At 70.5% G+C, this 14858-nt stretch carries 11 protein-coding genes; 6 read left to right on the top strand and 5 right to left on the bottom strand.

What is annotated here, in order from left to right:
- Window positions 1-187 precede the first annotated feature (187 nt).
- Window positions 188-2302 carry an ATP-binding protein gene (locus HNR40_RS49970; RefSeq protein ID WP_312896842.1) on the top strand — a complete coding sequence of 705 codons (2115 nt, stop codon included), beginning with the start codon at window positions 188-190 and terminating at the stop codon, window positions 2300-2302.
- 1 nt (window position 2303) lies between these two features.
- Here the strand turns inward: HNR40_RS49970 and HNR40_RS49965 are convergent, their stop codons facing one another.
- The gene (locus HNR40_RS49965; RefSeq protein WP_184974850.1) at window positions 2304-3173 is read right to left on the bottom strand and encodes a terpene synthase family protein; all 870 of its coding nucleotides are present in this window, start codon (window positions 3171-3173) and stop codon (window positions 2304-2306) included.
- 208 nt (window positions 3174-3381) lie between these two features.
- Window positions 3382-3753, bottom strand: a complete 372-nt coding sequence (locus HNR40_RS49960) for an ankyrin repeat domain-containing protein (protein WP_184974847.1) — start codon at window positions 3751-3753, stop codon at window positions 3382-3384.
- A 95-nt stretch (window positions 3754-3848) separates the two neighbouring features.
- On the opposite strand from HNR40_RS49960, the gene HNR40_RS49955 reads away from it, so the two are divergent.
- On the top strand, window positions 3849-4751 hold the full coding sequence (locus HNR40_RS49955) for a proteasome assembly chaperone family protein (RefSeq protein ID WP_184974844.1): 903 nt from the start codon (window positions 3849-3851) through the stop codon (window positions 4749-4751).
- 13 nt (window positions 4752-4764) lie between these two features.
- Complete coding sequence (locus HNR40_RS49950) at window positions 4765-5805, top strand: Gfo/Idh/MocA family oxidoreductase (protein ID WP_184974841.1); 1041 nt, start codon at window positions 4765-4767, stop codon at window positions 5803-5805.
- 2 nt (window positions 5806-5807) lie between these two features.
- On the opposite strand, the gene HNR40_RS49945 is transcribed toward HNR40_RS49950, so the two are convergent.
- A complete protein-coding gene (locus HNR40_RS49945) occupies window positions 5808-6587 on the bottom strand; it encodes a tyrosine-protein phosphatase (protein WP_184974838.1) in 780 nt (259 codons plus the stop codon).
- A gap of 52 nt (window positions 6588-6639) precedes the next feature.
- Here HNR40_RS49945 and HNR40_RS49940 point away from each other — a divergent pair, with 52 nt between their 5' ends.
- Complete coding sequence (locus HNR40_RS49940; RefSeq protein WP_184974835.1) at window positions 6640-7512, top strand: hypothetical protein; 873 nt, start codon at window positions 6640-6642, stop codon at window positions 7510-7512.
- On the opposite strand, the gene HNR40_RS49935 is transcribed toward HNR40_RS49940, so the two are convergent.
- Both HNR40_RS49935 and HNR40_RS49930 read right to left on the bottom strand, forming a co-directional pair.
- Entirely contained in the window at window positions 7493-10003 is a 2511-nt protein-coding gene (locus tag HNR40_RS49935) for an ATP-binding protein (protein WP_184974832.1), read from the bottom strand. The genes HNR40_RS49940 and HNR40_RS49935 overlap by 20 nt on opposite strands.
- Before the next feature lie 121 nt (window positions 10004-10124).
- Entirely contained in the window at window positions 10125-12233 is a 2109-nt protein-coding gene (locus tag HNR40_RS49930) for a M6 family metalloprotease domain-containing protein (RefSeq protein WP_312896841.1), read from the bottom strand.
- Between the two features lie 100 nt (window positions 12234-12333).
- Here HNR40_RS49930 and HNR40_RS49925 point away from each other — a divergent pair, with 100 nt between their 5' ends.
- Window positions 12334-13476: a PucR family transcriptional regulator gene (locus tag HNR40_RS49925; protein ID WP_184974829.1), complete on the top strand. Its 1143-nt coding sequence runs from the start codon at window positions 12334-12336 to the stop codon at window positions 13474-13476.
- Between the two features lie 121 nt (window positions 13477-13597).
- Window positions 13598-14539 carry an amidohydrolase family protein gene (locus HNR40_RS57715; RefSeq protein ID WP_184974826.1) on the top strand — a complete coding sequence of 314 codons (942 nt, stop codon included), beginning with the start codon at window positions 13598-13600 and terminating at the stop codon, window positions 14537-14539.
- Window positions 14540-14858: the final 319 nt, after the last annotated feature.

Raw genomic sequence — 14858 nt, 5'->3', positions numbered from 1 at the left:
TCGTCGTCGGCCTCGCGCCAGTCGCCCCACGCCACGTCGGTGTCGTCGGCGGTCTGCTCCGGGAGAAATTCGCTCACGGAATACATGCTACCGAGACGAACAAACCCGACCCCACGCCGTCCGCCACCCAAAGGACATCAGGTTTGACCGGGGGTACGATGCCTTTGCAGGTGTCGCCTAACCCCCCGTGAGGCTGCCCATGGCCACCCCTACAGGTTGGCGGCGAGAAGGCAATCTGCCGGCGGAGCTGACGAGCTTCGTGGGCCGGACCCGCCTGCTCGCCAATCTCAAACGCCACCTGGGTGAGTCACGCCTGGTCACGGTCACCGGCATCGGCGGCGTGGGCAAGTCACGCACGGTGCTGCGCCTGGCCCATCAGGTCCGCTCCCAGTACGAGGACGGCGTCTGGTTCGCCGATCTGGCCCGGCTTCAGGACGCGGGCATGGTCAAGCACACGATCGCCTCGGCGCTCGGCATCGCCGACCAGTCCTCGCGCGCGGCCTCGGAGTCGCTGACGGAGTGGGTCGAGGGGCGGCACATGCTGCTCATCATCGACACCTGCGAGCACTTGGTCCAGGGCTGCGCCGAGCTGGTCGAGGAGCTGCTGGAGGCCAACCCGAGCCTGCGCATCCTGGCCACCAGCCGGCAGTCGCTGCACCTGCCGTACGAGCGGGTGGTGCCGGTTCCGCCACTGCAGGTGCCGGGCGAGGACCTGACCGAGAGCCTGTTCACCAACGAGTCGGTGCAGTTGTTCGCGGCGCGGGCCGGTTCTGTGATGCCGGAGTTCGCGCTGGACGAGCACAACATCGGCTCGGTGGCCGAGCTGTGCCGCCGCCTCGACGGCATCCCGCTGGCGATCGAGCTGGCCGCGGTGCGGCTGCGGGCGCTGTCGGTGGATCAGATCCTGGCGCTGCTGGCCGACCGGTTCAGCCTGCTGGCCGGGGCCAGCCGCACCGCGCTGCCCCGCCACCAGACGCTGCGCGCGGCCATCGGCTGGAGCCACGAGCTGTGCGAACCGGCCGAGCGGCTGCTGTGGGCGCGCCTGTCGGTCTTCGCCGGAGACTTCGAGCTGGACGCGGCGAGGTTCGTCTGCGCCGACGACCGGCTGCGTTCGGAGGACATCACCGACCTGGTCACCGGGCTGGTGGAGAAGTCGATCCTGCTGATCCGCAGCAACCACGCGGGCGTACGCTACAAGCTGATCGACACCCTGGCCGAGTATGGCGAGGAGTGGCTGGACAAGCTCGGCGAGAGCCAGCAGATGCGCCACAAGCACCTGCAGTATTACCTGAGCCTGGCCCAGCGCAGCGAGGACGCCTGGTCCGGCCCGAGGCAGATCTACTGGTTCGTGCGCATGCGCCAGGAGCATGACAACGTCCGGGTCGCGCTGGAGCACGCCCTGCACACGGCGGGCGAGGCCGTACTCGCGCTGAAACTGCTCTCGTCGTTGTGGTTCATGTGGATCTGCTGCGGCTTCACCCGCGAGGGCCGCCTCTACCTGGAGCGGGCGCTGCAGGCCAACCCCACGCCCAGCAAGGAACGGTGCAAGGCGCTGTGGGTGCTGTCGTACGTGCGCAGCGCCCAGGGCGACAGCACCGGCGCGCTGTCGGCGGCCGAGCAGTGCAGCACCGAAGCGGTCCGGGTCGGCGACTCCAAGGCGGTCATCCTGGCCTCCAAGATGCAGGGCACCGCCGCGCTGCTCCAGGGCGACCTGCAGAAGGCCAGCGCGCTGCTGGGCGTGGCGATCGAGTTCAACACCGACAACAAGGAGCTCAACCCCGGCCTGCTGCCCGCCATCGTCGAGCTGTCGATCGTGCTCACCTCGCAGGGCGAGCTGTATGAGGCCGAGTCGCTGCTGGTCGACTGCCTGCAGGTGTGCAAGGAGCGCGGCGAGCTGTTCGTCAGCTCCTACGCGTACTGGGCGCTGGCGCTCACCCGGCTGGCCACCGGCCGGGCCGACGACGCGCTGCAGGACGCCCAGGAGGGGCTGCGGATCAAGCGGCACTTCCACGACACGCTGGGCACGCTGATCGCGCTGGAGACCACCGCGCGGATCTACACGGCTCTTGAGCAGCCGCTGCTGTCGGCCCGCCTGCTGGGCGCGCTGCAGCAAAACTGGAAGACCGCGGGCCTGCCGATGCTGGGCGCTCCGTGGCTCACCGACGACCACGACAAGCTGGTCAAGGAGTGCCAGAAGTCGCTGGGCGAGGTGGCGTACAAGCAGGCGTCGGAGTTCGGGGCCAAGCTTGACCTGGACGAGGCGTCCGCGCTCGCGCTGGGCGAACTGGACGCCCCGTCCTGACTCAGACGGCCTGGGCCCATTCGGTGCCCGTCGGCCAGGCGTGCACGTACCTCGCGCTGCCTAGTGAGTACTCGATGTGGCCGCGGACCCAGTGCTCCAGCCCCTGGACGTACGCGCGGACGGCGCGGGTGCCCCAGGTGTCGACCGACCCGCGCAGGCGCACCATCTCGGCGACGGCGCGATCATGCATGGTCGCGACCTCGTCGAGCGCCTCCTGCAGGGAGTAGCCCCGATGGGTGATGAGCACGTTGACGAGGTTGTGCCGGGCCTTGTCGTGCTTCTTCTCCTTGGCGTAGGAGAAGAGGTCGTTGTCCCAGACGACGAGGTCGTTGGCGTGCTCGGTGAGGGCCCTGATGTCGGGATGGTGCCATTCGTCGGGGGTGAGCCGCCGGCCACCCGCGATGTCGATCAGGGCGTAGACCGGGTACATGGCACCGGTGCGGCGGCGCATGAACACGTAGTCTTCCGGGCTGGGGACCACGTTGGACTCGCGGTTGGCGGCCTCCCAGACCTGGGCGAAGATGTACTCCTTGGTGGCCGTGGACCACCGGTCGAGCTGGTCGCGCTCCGCGTGCTCGGCGATGCGCTCCTTGAGCCCCTGCAGTGACTTGGCGAACACGTTGGTGACGGGTTCGTCGGATTCGATGTCGTGCAGGACCCGGAACATCTCCGGGAGGGCCCTGGCGATGAGAGCGGTGTGGCGGCTGAGGTTCTCCGACTCGCAGAAGCCGTCGTCGAAGGCGAACAGCCAGATGCACCAGTCCATGAGGAGCTTGAGCATGTCGCGGTCGACGAGGGGGTAGGCTCGGGCGGTGAGCCATCCGAACCTGGCGCTCTTGTAACGTTCCAGCATGTCGGGCTCGTTCAGCATGCCTGACTCGAGGAGCCAGGCGAAGCTGTCTTCGCTGGCCTCTACTACGTAGGGGTTCACCTCGCTTTCGAACGGGCACTGCAGGATGGGGATGCGGAGGGATGGGTTGTTTGTGGCTTGCGCAGAGGTTCTAGCCATGACCACATGATCGCAATGATCTTGGAGGGTGGCCATATCGCATTAATAGCGAATTTTCTGCCCTTGGGGGCTATGTCAACCAGTCCTCCACCCCGAACATGCGGGCTGTGTCGATAGCCGATGGGTTGCCCGTTTTGGGGTCCGCACCCGCTTCCAGCAGCACTTTGACCACTTCGGGCTCCTTCTTGAACACCGCCCCCGCCAGCGGCGTCTGCCCGCGGTCGTTCGGCCGCCCGGGATCGGCGCCCAGCTCAGTGAGCATCCGCACGGTCGGCGCGTGCCCGTGATAGGCCGCGAGCATCAGCAGGGTGTCACCCTTGCCGTTGGTCAGGTTGGCCGGCACCCCGGCCTCCACGTACGCGCGCAGCGTCTCGGTGTCCCCGGCCCTGGCCAGATCGAACATGCGCGTGGCGAACTCCTCGAGCTCCTGCTCCCCGTCCATGAAGCCCATTCTGCCTCGATAGGGTGCCCTGCACGGAATCGTTCCGGCTCGCCGTAGGTTGCTGTGGAGAGTACCTAGGGAAAGGCTGTCCAACCGTGTTCGACCCGACGGATCTCTACGAGCTCGCCAAAGATGCGCCCGAGCTGACCGATCCGGTGCTTTTGTACCACTTCGATGGTTTCGTCGATGCGGGCGGCGCCGGACGACTGGCGCTGGGCCACCTCCTGGCCGAGCTGGAGCACCGGGTCGTGGCCACGTTCGACGTGGACCGCCTCCTCGACTACCGCTCCCGCCGGCCCATCATGACCTTTGACACCGACAAGTGGGTGGACTGCGAGAGTCCTGAGCTGGCCGTCTATTCGACCGCCGACGCCACCGGCACGCAGTTCCTCGTGCTCAGCGGCCCCGAGCCGGACCGCGAGTGGGAGCTGTTCGCCAAGGCCGTGGGCGCGCTGCTCGCCGAGCTCAAGGTGAGCAAGATCGTGACCCTGCACGGCATCCCCATGGCCGTGCCCCACACCCGGCCGCTCGGCATCACCATGCACGCCAGCCGTCCCGAGCTCATCGGGCCCCAGAGCAGCAACTTCGGCCGGGTGCAGGTGCCGGGCAGCATGGCGGCGCTGCTGGAGTTCCGCCTGGGCGGCCAGGGCCACGACGCGGTGGGCTACGCCGTCCACGTGCCCCACTACCTCTCACAGGCCGAGTACCCCCACGCGGCCGTCACCGCCCTGGAGGCCGTCACCCGCGGCACCGGGCTGGTCTTCCCCATGGAAGGGCTGCGTGACGCCGCCGAGCGGACCAACGTGGAGATCGAGGAGCAGATCCGCGGTTCCGCTGAGCTGTCCACCGCGATCGAGGGCCTGGAGCAGCAGTACGACGCCTTCGCCGCCGGGTCCGACAAGGAGAGCCTGCTGGCCGAGCCGTCCTCGATGCCGACCGGCGACGAACTCGCGGCGCAGTTCGAGCGTTTCCTGGCCGAGCGGGACGAAGATCTCTAAGTAACCTGGGGCCATGGACGACATCCAGGTTGGCCTCGTCGGCTACGGCCCCTCCGGGCAGTTCTTCCACGGGCCGCTGGTCCACGCCACCCCGGGCCTGCGCCTGGCCGCCGTGGTCACGCGTAACCCGGAGCGCGCGGCCGAGGTGGAGCACAAGTACGGCGCGGCGGCCGTACCCGACGCCGAGTCACTCTTCCCCCGCTGCGACCTCGTCGTGGTCGCCTCGCCCAACCGCACGCACGTCCCGCTGGCCACCGAGGCGCTGGCCTCGGGCCTGCCGGTCGTCGTGGACAAGCCGCTGGCCGCGACCGCCGAGGAGGCCACCAGGCTGGTCGCGCTGGCCAAGGAGCGGAACCTGCTGCTGACCGTCTTCCAGAACCGGCGCTGGGACGGCGACTTCCTCACCCTGCGCGCCTTGCTGGAGGAGGGCGGGCTCGGCCGGGTGGCCAGGTTCGAGTCGCGCTTCGAGCGCTGGCGTCCTCAGCCCAAGGGCGGCTGGCGCGAGTCCGGCGGCGCCCAGGAGGTCGGCGGCCTGCTCTACGACCTCGGCAGCCACCTGGTCGACCAGGCGCTGCAACTGTTCGGCCCGGTCCGCACCGTCTACGCCGAGAGCGACGCCAGGCGGGAGGGCGTGGGCTCCGACGACGACACCTTCGTCGCGCTCACCCACGACGGCGGCGTGCGCTCGCACCTGTGGATGAGCGCCGTCACCGGACAACTGGGCCCGCGCTTCCGCGTGCTGGGCTCGACCGGCGCCTACGTCAAGTACGGCCTGGACGTCCAGGAGGACCGGCTGCGCGCCGGAGCCACCCCGGACCAGCCCGGCTTCGGCGACGAACCGGAGGATCGCTGGGGCCTGATCGGCACCGACGACGCGGCCCGCCCGCTGCCCACGGCGCCCGGCGACTATCTCGCCTTCTACCGGGGCGTGGAGTCGGCGCTCAGGGACGGCGGCCCGCCCCCGGTGGACCCGGCGGACGTGGTGGAGGCCCTGAAGGTGATCGAGGCCGCGCGCCTGTCCTCCCTCCAGGGCATGCTCACCCACCTCGACTGAACCTAGAGCAGGCGGGCCCGCACCGCCGCGGTGTCGTCCTGCGTCCAGCCGTGCGAGCGCAGCCACTCCAGCGGCCCGCCGAAGCGGTCGTCGAGCACCCCGAGGAACTGCTCGAGGTAGGGCGCGCGCGGCATGTGGTCGTCGGCCGGGCGCGAGTCCAGGTCGTCGCGGTAGGTGGAGCTGGCGCGCAGCCGCGCCAGCACCCGGTCCATCCGCTCGCCCGTGGCCGTGTAGTCGGCCACGATCGCCTCCCTGGTCACCCCGGCCACCTCCAGCGCGAGCGCGGAGACCACGCCGGTGCGGTCCTTGCCGGCCGCGCAGTGCACGATGGCCGCGCCGTCGTCCAGCGACAGCGCGCGCAGCGCTCCGAGAACCGAGTCCGGCCGGTCGCGCAGGTAGCCGAAGTAGAAGCCGGTGACGCGCAGTTCCTCGTCCAGCTGGCGCTCCTGCCAGGGCAGCACCTTGTCGGCGTCGATGGAGTCCGCCTCGACGTCGGTGTGCTTGCCGCCCTCGGCGAAGAAGCTCAGGTTGTGATGGGTGACCTCGGTCACTCGGGTCAGCGGGCCGGGACCCTCCAGCGCGACCTCGGCGTGCGAGCGCAGATCCACCACGTGCCGGAGCTTGAGCTCACCCACGAGGTAGGAGACGTCACTCTCGGTGAGACCCTGCAGGTTGTCGGATCGGTAAATCCTGCCGGAGCGGGTGGTCCGGCCGTCTTTCGTCGGCAACCCGCCCAGGTCACGAGCGTTGACTGCCCCTTGTAGCTCAATCCAGCTGTTCATCTGATTAACCTACATGTGAGCGAATTCCCCGTTCATAACGCAACATGAACGTATGGATCCGCGCGCTCATCCCCCGCGGCTGGTCATCGACCCCTCTCTGCCGGCCGAGATCTCGGCCGAGCTCCGGGCCAGCCCGCACCTGCTCCACATGGCTCGCCGCGGGCGGCGGATGGAGCGGACGTTCAACCCGGCCCTGCTCATCGTGCTGCCCGGGTTCCTGCTGCTGATCTGGGTGCTGACCAATACCGAGGGGATGATCGTCGCCGGCGTCGGCATGGGGTTGATCGCCCTGCTGCGCTGGGCGGCCACCGGCGTCTCCAACACCACGGCGCGGCGGCGCCTGAAACTGGCCTACGAGTACTCGGCCCACTACGTGCTCCCGCAGGACCTGGACTACCCCTGCTCGCGGCTGCTGCGCCGGGCCCAGGACGCCGTGGACCGGATTCTCGCCGCCGACGTGCAACGGGCGGGGCTGCTCGACTCGGTCAACAACCGGGTGTCCCTGCCGGAGGAGGTCTGGCAGATCGGCACCCGGCTGGCGAAGCTCTCGTCCATGCACGCCGAGCACGGCCAGATCGTGCCCCAGCTGATGCCCTCGGCGCTGGAGGACGCGTTCAAGCCCTACAGCACCGCCCTGGACGCCGCCTGGACGTCGCTGTCGAAGCGGGTACGCCGCCTGGAGGAGTACGCCATGCAGGTGCGCAAGGCCGACGAGGTCTACCACGCGCACCTGCGGCTGGAGGCGCTGGCCGCCAGGACGCCCGACTACCAGGCGCTGATCGCCGACACGGTCCGCGACGACCTGGCCCGCGCCCACATCAGGGAGCTGGCGGCCCAGGCCGCGCAGGTGCGCAAGCTCTTCGAGCAGAGCATCGACCAGGCCAGGCAGACCGCGGGGGAACTGCTCAGGACGCCGCTCGTCTGAGCAGTTCGAGCGTCCTGCGGGTGCCCGCCTCGTTGCCGAGGCTGCGGTAGATCTCCCTGGCCCGCTCCAGCGGTTCGACCGCGGCCTCGCGCTCGGCCGCGTCCAGGTGCGCCTCGCCCAGGTAGCGCAGGCACTGGGCCATCCGCCAGCGCTCGCCCAGCTCCTCGAAGGCGGCGTAGGCGCGGCGCAGCTCCTCCTGGGCCTCGCCGACCCGGCCCATGCGCCCGAGCACCCGTCCGGCCGACTGGGCGCTGCGCGCGACGCCCCAGGAGTCGCCGAGCGCGGCCAGGATGTCGCCGGACTCGCGGACGTGGTCCAGTTCGACCAGGCTGTTGGCCGGGTTGCCGACCTCTCCGGCCGAGCGCAGGCAGCGGGCCACCTCCCACAGCTCGCCGCGCTGCTTGAACATCTCGGTGGCCCGGTCCAGGCTGAGTCCCGCCCTGGTGAAGTGCTCGGCCGCCGCCCTGGTCTCGCCCTCTCTGCGCAGGCCGCGGGCCTGGGCGGCCAGGGCCTCGCCGTACACGCGGAGGGTCTGTGCCTCGGAGTAGCGGTTGCCGTCGCGCTCGAAGACCTCCAGCGCGTCCTCCAGCAGCTCGCGCGCCTCGGTGGTGCGGCGCTCGGCGAGGCGGAGCTCGGCCAGGTTGCGCTGGGTGCGGGCCATCCACCACAGGTCGTCCACGTCGCGGAAGCCGGCGATCGCCTCAAGCAGGTAGTCCTGGGCGCGGTCGAGGTTGCCGCCGCTGTAAAGGATCATGCCGATGGTGCGCCTGCAGCGGGCCGACCACCAGGACTCGCCGAGCCCGGTGAAGATCTCCAGGGCCGTCTCGGCGTCGGCGGTGCTGCCGCCGCTGGCCACCGCGGCGCGGTCGAGCAGCGCGATGCCGAGCACCCGCCGGTCGCCGGTACGCAGCGCCGCCGCGTGGCCGATGTCGGCGACCGCCCGCCAGTCGGCCCAGTAGGCGCGCAGCGAGTGGCACAGCGAGCAGAACGCCCTGGACAGCGCCCAGGTCTGCTCCCACAGCTCCAGCTCGCGGGCGTGGTGGATCATCGCGATCACGCTGAGCCGCTCGGCGTTGAGCCAGTCGGCCGCCTGCGACTGCCCCTCGGCGCTGGAACGCCGCCCGCCCCTGCTCCAGTCCTGCGGCCAGCGATCCTGGGCGGCGGCCTCCGCGCGGTGGCGGTAGCCGCTCAGCACCCGCTCCGTCGCCGGCCCGCGGCGCTCCTCCGGCAGTTCGGCGGCGAACAGGCGGACCAGGTCGTGCAGGCGGTAGCGCATCACGCCGGTCGGGTCGGTGCCGGAGCACTCGGCGAGCTGGGCGTCGATCAGCGCCTCCAGCTGGTCGCCGCCGTCGAGCTCGGAGGTGTCCAGCAGCGCGCCGGCCACCCAGCCGGGCACGTCGGGAGCGGTCAGGCCGGAGAGCATGCGCAGCAGGCGGCGCTGGATGCCGGTGCAGTCCTCGTAGCTGAGCTGCACGGAGGCGCGCACGCTCTTGTCCACCCTCGGCGCGAGCTCCAGCTGGTCCAGGCGGCGGCGCTCGTCGGCCAGGCGGCCGGCCAGCTCGCGTAAGGACCAGGTGGAGCGGGTGGCCAGCCGGGCGCCGCAGATGCTGATCGCCAGCGGCAGGTGGTCGCAGATGCCGACGATCTTCTTGGCCGACTCCAGGTCGTCCACGACCCGGGCGCCGCCGGCCAGGCGGGCCAGCAGTTCGACGCTCTGGGCCTCGCTGAAGACCGGCAGCTGGAAGTCGATCGCGTTCATCAGGAACAGCGGGTGGCGCGAGGTGACGATGACGGCGCAGCCCGGGTCGGCCGGCAGCAGCGGTTTGACCTGCTCGCCGTCGTCGGCGTTGTCCAGGCCGATGAGGATGCGCCGGCCCTTGGTCCAGGTGAGCCAGAGCTTGCGCAGCTCCTCCACGCCGCCCGGGTCGGTGGTGAGGCGGACGCCGAGCGCGCGCAGGAAGCCGATCAGCACCTCGTCCGGGCCCACGCCGCGCAGGTCGGCGTAGAGCCTGCCGTCGGGGAAGCCGCCGGCGACCTCGTGCCCGAACCTGGCCATCAGCGCCGACTTGCCGACGCCGCCCCTGCCGTACACGGAGGCGACCAGCGGCGGCTCGAGCTCGCTCGGCCTCCTGCGCCCGGCGAAGACCGAGCGCAGCTCGTTGAGCGACTCGGCGCGCCCGGTGAAGTGCTCGGGCACCGGCGGCCACTGGTCGGGCGCGCGGCCCGGCGCGTCTGGGGCGGTCAGCCGCTGCCGCCGCGGGCGCACGCCGCCCTCGGTGGTGGCCCACGTGGTCAGCCCCACCAGAAGCGCGGCGGTCGCGGTGACACCGATCTTGGCTATCGGCGGGATCTCCCATTCAAGGGAGGCCGCCAGGATGCTCGCCGCCGCCGCCGCGACACCCGCCGCGACGGGCGCGGCCAGCGGCACCCTGCGCCTTCTCGGCTTGGGCTCGGGCATCGGCTCGTCGGGAAGACGTAGCGGGCCGGTCAAGAAGCACCCCCTTCGGGGCTGATTCAAGCTGATTGTGTACGGCCGGCGCCAGAGGTCTCGCCAAGATCCCGCCGGGCACGCCGATGGGGTACGGCCGGCGTGGCCGTACCCCATCTATGGGTCAGAGACCGATCACCTGGCAGGTGGCGGTCACGGTCTTGGCGGGGTCGCTCTCCGAGGTGGCGGTGAGCTTGACCTGGGCCAGACGGCTGCCTCCGGCGCCGCGCACGGCGTTGACGGTGACGAGCTCGTTCTTGCCGAAGTCGACGGCGGCCAGGGCGTTGGGCAGCTTGGCGCTCCAGCCACGGCCCTGGACCTCGGCCTTCAGGCGGTAGATGTCACCGTTGAGGTAGGCGCTGACGTCCTCGGGGTGCTGCCCGGCGGCCGGGGCGGCCCTGCCGGTGTTGAACAGCGGGAACTTGCAGGTGGACACGCCCTTGGCGGTGGGCAGGCCGATGGCGGGCAGGACCTTGACGCCGCGCTTCTGCGGGCCGGAGCCGTCCAGGGAGCGGATGGCGACCGTGTAGGACAGCACGCCCTTGCGGTCGCGCTTGACGTCGGTGACGTAGAAGTGCAGGCGGTTGGCCTGGTCGACGAACTCGTACTCGCTGCCGGAGTCGGTTCCGGCGTGGAAGAGGGCGTCGGACAGCTGCCGGTAGTCGCCGATCGTGATCGGGACCTTGGTGCCGTCGGGCAGGACGTAGTCGGTCATGCCGATGTCCTGCGGGTTGGCGTCGATCACCCACTCGAACGGCGCCCGGTCCTCGTTCTTGGTCTTGGCCAGGAGCACGCCGGAGTCGGGGGTGAAGGAGTCGGTGCCCATCCTGTCGACGACCTCGACGGTGTAGTTCTCGTAGCCGCCGCCGTCGCACAGCGGGTTCTGGGCCGGGTCGCAGGCGGGCGACTTGTCGCCGGTGTCGAACTGCAGGTTGACGCCCGACAGGCCGGTCGGGCCCGGCTGGACGGTGCGGGCGGTGATCTTCGCGGTGACCAGGCCGGAGTCGTCGAGCGCCTCGCGCGACAGGCGCAGCACGTTGGCCTCGTCGACCATCTCCAGCTTGATCTTGTTGCGGAGCATGTGCTGGGCGCCCATGGACGCGCCGGAGGTCGGCGGGATCAGCCAGCGGCTGTGCGGGCCGCCGGGTCCGTTGAAGCTGCCTCGGCTGAGCATCTCCCAGATGCCGGTGTACGCCCTTCTGGGCGGCACGCCGTACGGGTTGTTGTAGTTGTCGGCGATGCCGAAGATGTGGCTCAGCTCGTGGGCGTAGACGGCCATGCCGGAGCTCTCGGCCTGGACGGAGTCGACGCCGAAGCGGGCGTTGGGCCAGAAGTTGGAGCCGGCCTGCCAGGAGGTCCACTCGACGTACCGGGTCCTGACCCAGTTGGGGAGGTTGGGGTCGTCAGGCCCGAACTCCTCGGTCACGTCCTCCTTGGTCGGAAATTTCATCATTCCGAACTCTTGCCAGGTGGCCGATTCGTCCTGGCCGGCGCTCAGGTAGAAGATGAAGTCGAACTTCGCGGCCTCCTCGGGCCCGATGTCGCCGATCCAGAGCGCGTTGCCCTCGGTGCGCAGGTTCTTGTTGCAGCTGTCGCCCGCCGGGCAGCCGGTGCCGCCCTGGAACTCCATGGCGTACTCGTGGTCCTTGCCGGTCAGCGTGTACGGGCCGAAGCCGGTCAGCTCGACGCCGATCCGGCCGCCGGAGTCCTCCATCCAGTACTCGTGGATGGTGTGCCCCTTGTTGAGGGCGTTCGGGGTGTTGAGGAAGTCCTGGTAGAACTTGGCGACCTCGCCGCGCGGCACGTCGTGCGCCTCGGCGCTGGGGTTCTTGTAGACCGTCGAGCCCTTCGGCTGGGTGACCACGAACGGCTGGTTGGGGTAGTCCAGCAGCACCAGCGCGCCCTTGAACGTGCGCTTGGAGCCCTTGACGTTCGGGTCGTTCCACTTGGTGCCGGGGGGCTTCTTGTAGTCGGCCCACGTCATGTGGTCCGGGTTCTCCCAGTTCTGCGGGTCGATCGGCTTGAGCGGGCCGTCGCCGGGTTGCGAGCGGAGCGCCTGGGCCCCTTCGGGCTCGTCGCGCTGCCAGGGCTGGGTCTGCGGCCAGTGGTCCTGGCGCCAGGGGTGTTCAGGGTCGGTGGGAGGTGCTGCGGAAGCGGGGGTGGCTGTCCAGGCGAGCGGGACGAGCACGATGCCCGCTAAAAGGCCTTTAAGCAGCTTCTTCGGGAGATTCACGGATTGGACGGTATATACGTTATTGACGGAGATCACCGATCAGTTGTAGGGAAGAGCCATCACTTCCTATCCGACAAATGTCGAAATCGCCTGGTGACCGGTGGCTGATCTTCAACGCATCGTGGACGACCTCGCCGCCCGCCTCGACCGGCCCCTCCTCCTGGAGGACCGGGTGCAGCGGGTGGTCGCCTACAGCGAGCAGAGCGGCGCGATGGACGACATCCGCCGCGACTCCATCCTGCGCCGCCACACCACCCCCGAGGTCCGCGCCTGGCTGCGCGCCGCCGGCATCCACGACGCGAGCGCCCCGCTGCGCACCCCGGGCGCGCCCCCGCTCGGCCTGCTGCCGCGCGTCTGCGTTCCGGTACGGCACGGCAGCGCCCTGCTCGGCTTCCTCTGGTTCATCGACGCCGAGCCCGAGATGCCCGACGCCGACATCGCCCTGGCCGCCGCTTCCGCTCCTCTGCTGGCCATGGCGTTGTTCCACGAGAGCCTGGCCACCGGGCTCGCCTCACACCGCGAACTGGAGGCGGTCACCGGCGTCCTGCTCGGCGAGCGCGACGCGGCCCGCCAGCTCATCGAGGCCGGCGCCTTCCCGCAGGGACAGCCGGTGACCGCGCTGGTGGCCAGGCCCGTGGCCGCCGAACCCGACGAGCCGCTGCGGATGGCGCTGGAGCAGGGGTTGCTTGCCCTGCGCCGCCGGCTGTCCGGTCACCATCCGCTGCACCTGGTCCGCTACGACCACGGCGTGCTGCTCGTCGCCGGGCCCGCCGTCCCGGCCGAGGACGTGCACGCGGCGCTGGCCGTACCCGTGGTGGTGGGGGTCGGGCGTACGCGGCCCGCGCTCGCCGACGCGGCGGGCTCCTACACCGAGGCCCTGCACGCGGCCGAGACCGCCGCCCGCGTCCCCGGCCTGGGCCCGTCGGCCGAGTGGGCGCGGCTGGGCGTCTACCGGCTGCTGACCGGCCTGCCCGACCACGAGCTCCACCCCGGCCTCGAACACCTGTTGGCCGACCCCCAGCACCTGCCGCTGCTGGAGACGCTGGAGACCTATCTGGACCTGGCCGGCAGCGCCGTGGCCACCTCGCGCGTCCTGCGGCTGCACCGGACCTCCCTTTACTACCGGCTGCAGCGCGTCGAGGAACTCGCCCAAACCGACCTCAAGGACGGCGGCGAACGGCTGGCCCTGCATCTTGGCCTAAAACTGGCCCGATTGTCTGGCAGGTATCGACCCCGTGTCTGATTGCATACGCGGGCCAAGCTGCCGTTTAATGCCAAAAGGAGAAGATCCGACGGGAGAGTTGATGCGGGCAGTCGCGCGTGCCGCAAGAGTCCTTCGCAGCCGCGCGCCCGCGCCTGTGGTCGTGCACTCAGCACCCCTGGTGCTTCCCATCTGCGCGGAACCGATCCGCGACGGCGCCGTCGCGGTCCGTCGCGACCGGGTGCTCCAGGTGGGGCCGAGGACGTCGGTGCTCGCCGCCCATCCAGCCGTCGAAGAGGTCCGCTGGAAGGGCATGATCACGCCCGGCCTGGTAGACGCCTGCTCTCCCCCCGCCGCCCCGCCTCCCGGCGTCACCGCCCGCGCCACCGTCGTCACCGCCCCGGCCGACCCGGCCGCCGTACCCGCGCTGGGCGGCGTCACCTACCTCGCGGTGAAGACCGAGTCCGAGGAGGCCTGGGAGGACACCGGCCGCGACACGCTGATCACCGCGATCCGCGAGGTGGCCTTCCCCGTCGGCATGGCCGCCCACACCGCCGACCCGCTCGTCCTGGAAGACCTGGCGGTGCTCGCCAGAACCTTCGGCCTCCGCGTGCTCGTCGACCTCGACCGCCACAACACCGCCGCGCTGGACGAGTCCGGCATCCTGGGCCCGCACTGCCACGTCGCCTGCGCGGGCCCGCTCGACCCCGGCGAACGCAAGCTCCTGCGCCTGCGCCGCAGCGTCGCCGCCGTCTGCCCGTCGCTGCTGCGCGAACGCCCCGAAGACGCCCTCGCCCTCCTCGACGAAGGCAACCTGCTCGCTTTCGGCACCCGCGGCGAAGGCACCCCGCTCGACCAGGCCCGCGCCATCCGCGACTACGTCCGAGGCCGCGGCCAGCGCCTGCCCGGCCTGGACCAGCGCCTGGTCGAGGCCGCCACGCTGGGCGGCGCGCGGGCGATGGGCATGCACACCGGCCCCGGCCGCATCGGCATCCTCGCGCCGGGCGCCCGCGCCGACTTCGCCGTCTTCGACGCCCGCGGCCGCTACCCGTACTCCGCCCTCCTTTCCGGCCCGCCCTGCCTGGCCACCGTCATCGCTTCCTGAGCGGGGCGTCCCGGAAACAGCAACGAAAGTTGCCAGGCTGCATGTGAGAGCCGCACCATCGGGGCCAGAGGTGATCGCCACAAGGCGACAAGCCCTCCCAGCCCGCCCATCGTCGCGGGCCGACTTCACTCAGCCCGAAGGAGACTTTCGCATGCCTGTATCCACTTCCCCTCCCGAACAGCTCGTCTTCCCTTCTTGTGTCGTACAGCCCGCCTCTTGTGTCGAACGGCCCGCCTTCTCGGTTGAACTGCCCGCCTTCGCTTCTTGGGTCGAACAGCCCGCGTTCGCTTCCCCTCTCGGGCGGCCCGCGTTCACCGCT

Source organism: Nonomuraea endophytica (assembly GCF_014203235.1).
GTDB lineage: Bacteria > Actinomycetota > Actinomycetes > Streptosporangiales > Streptosporangiaceae > Nonomuraea > Nonomuraea endophytica.
The sequence above is the reverse complement of the archived record's forward strand: the minus strand, read 5'-3'. Positions and strand labels throughout refer to the sequence as shown.

Excerpts from the sequence above, each read along its gene's own strand:
- HNR40_RS49965 (WP_184974850.1), bottom strand. The coding sequence starts at position 3,173 with ATGCTGAACGAGCCCGACATGCTGGAACGTTACAAGAGCGCCAGGTTC.
- HNR40_RS49960 (WP_184974847.1), bottom strand. The coding sequence starts at position 3,753 with ATGGACGGGGAGCAGGAGCTCGAGGAGTTCGCCACGCGCATGTTCGAT.
- HNR40_RS49950 (WP_184974841.1), top strand. The coding sequence starts at position 4,765 with ATGGACGACATCCAGGTTGGCCTCGTCGGCTACGGCCCCTCCGGGCAG.
- HNR40_RS49945 (WP_184974838.1), bottom strand. The coding sequence starts at position 6,587 with ATGAACAGCTGGATTGAGCTACAAGGGGCAGTCAACGCTCGTGACCTG.
- HNR40_RS49940 (WP_184974835.1), top strand. The coding sequence starts at position 6,640 with ATGGATCCGCGCGCTCATCCCCCGCGGCTGGTCATCGACCCCTCTCTG.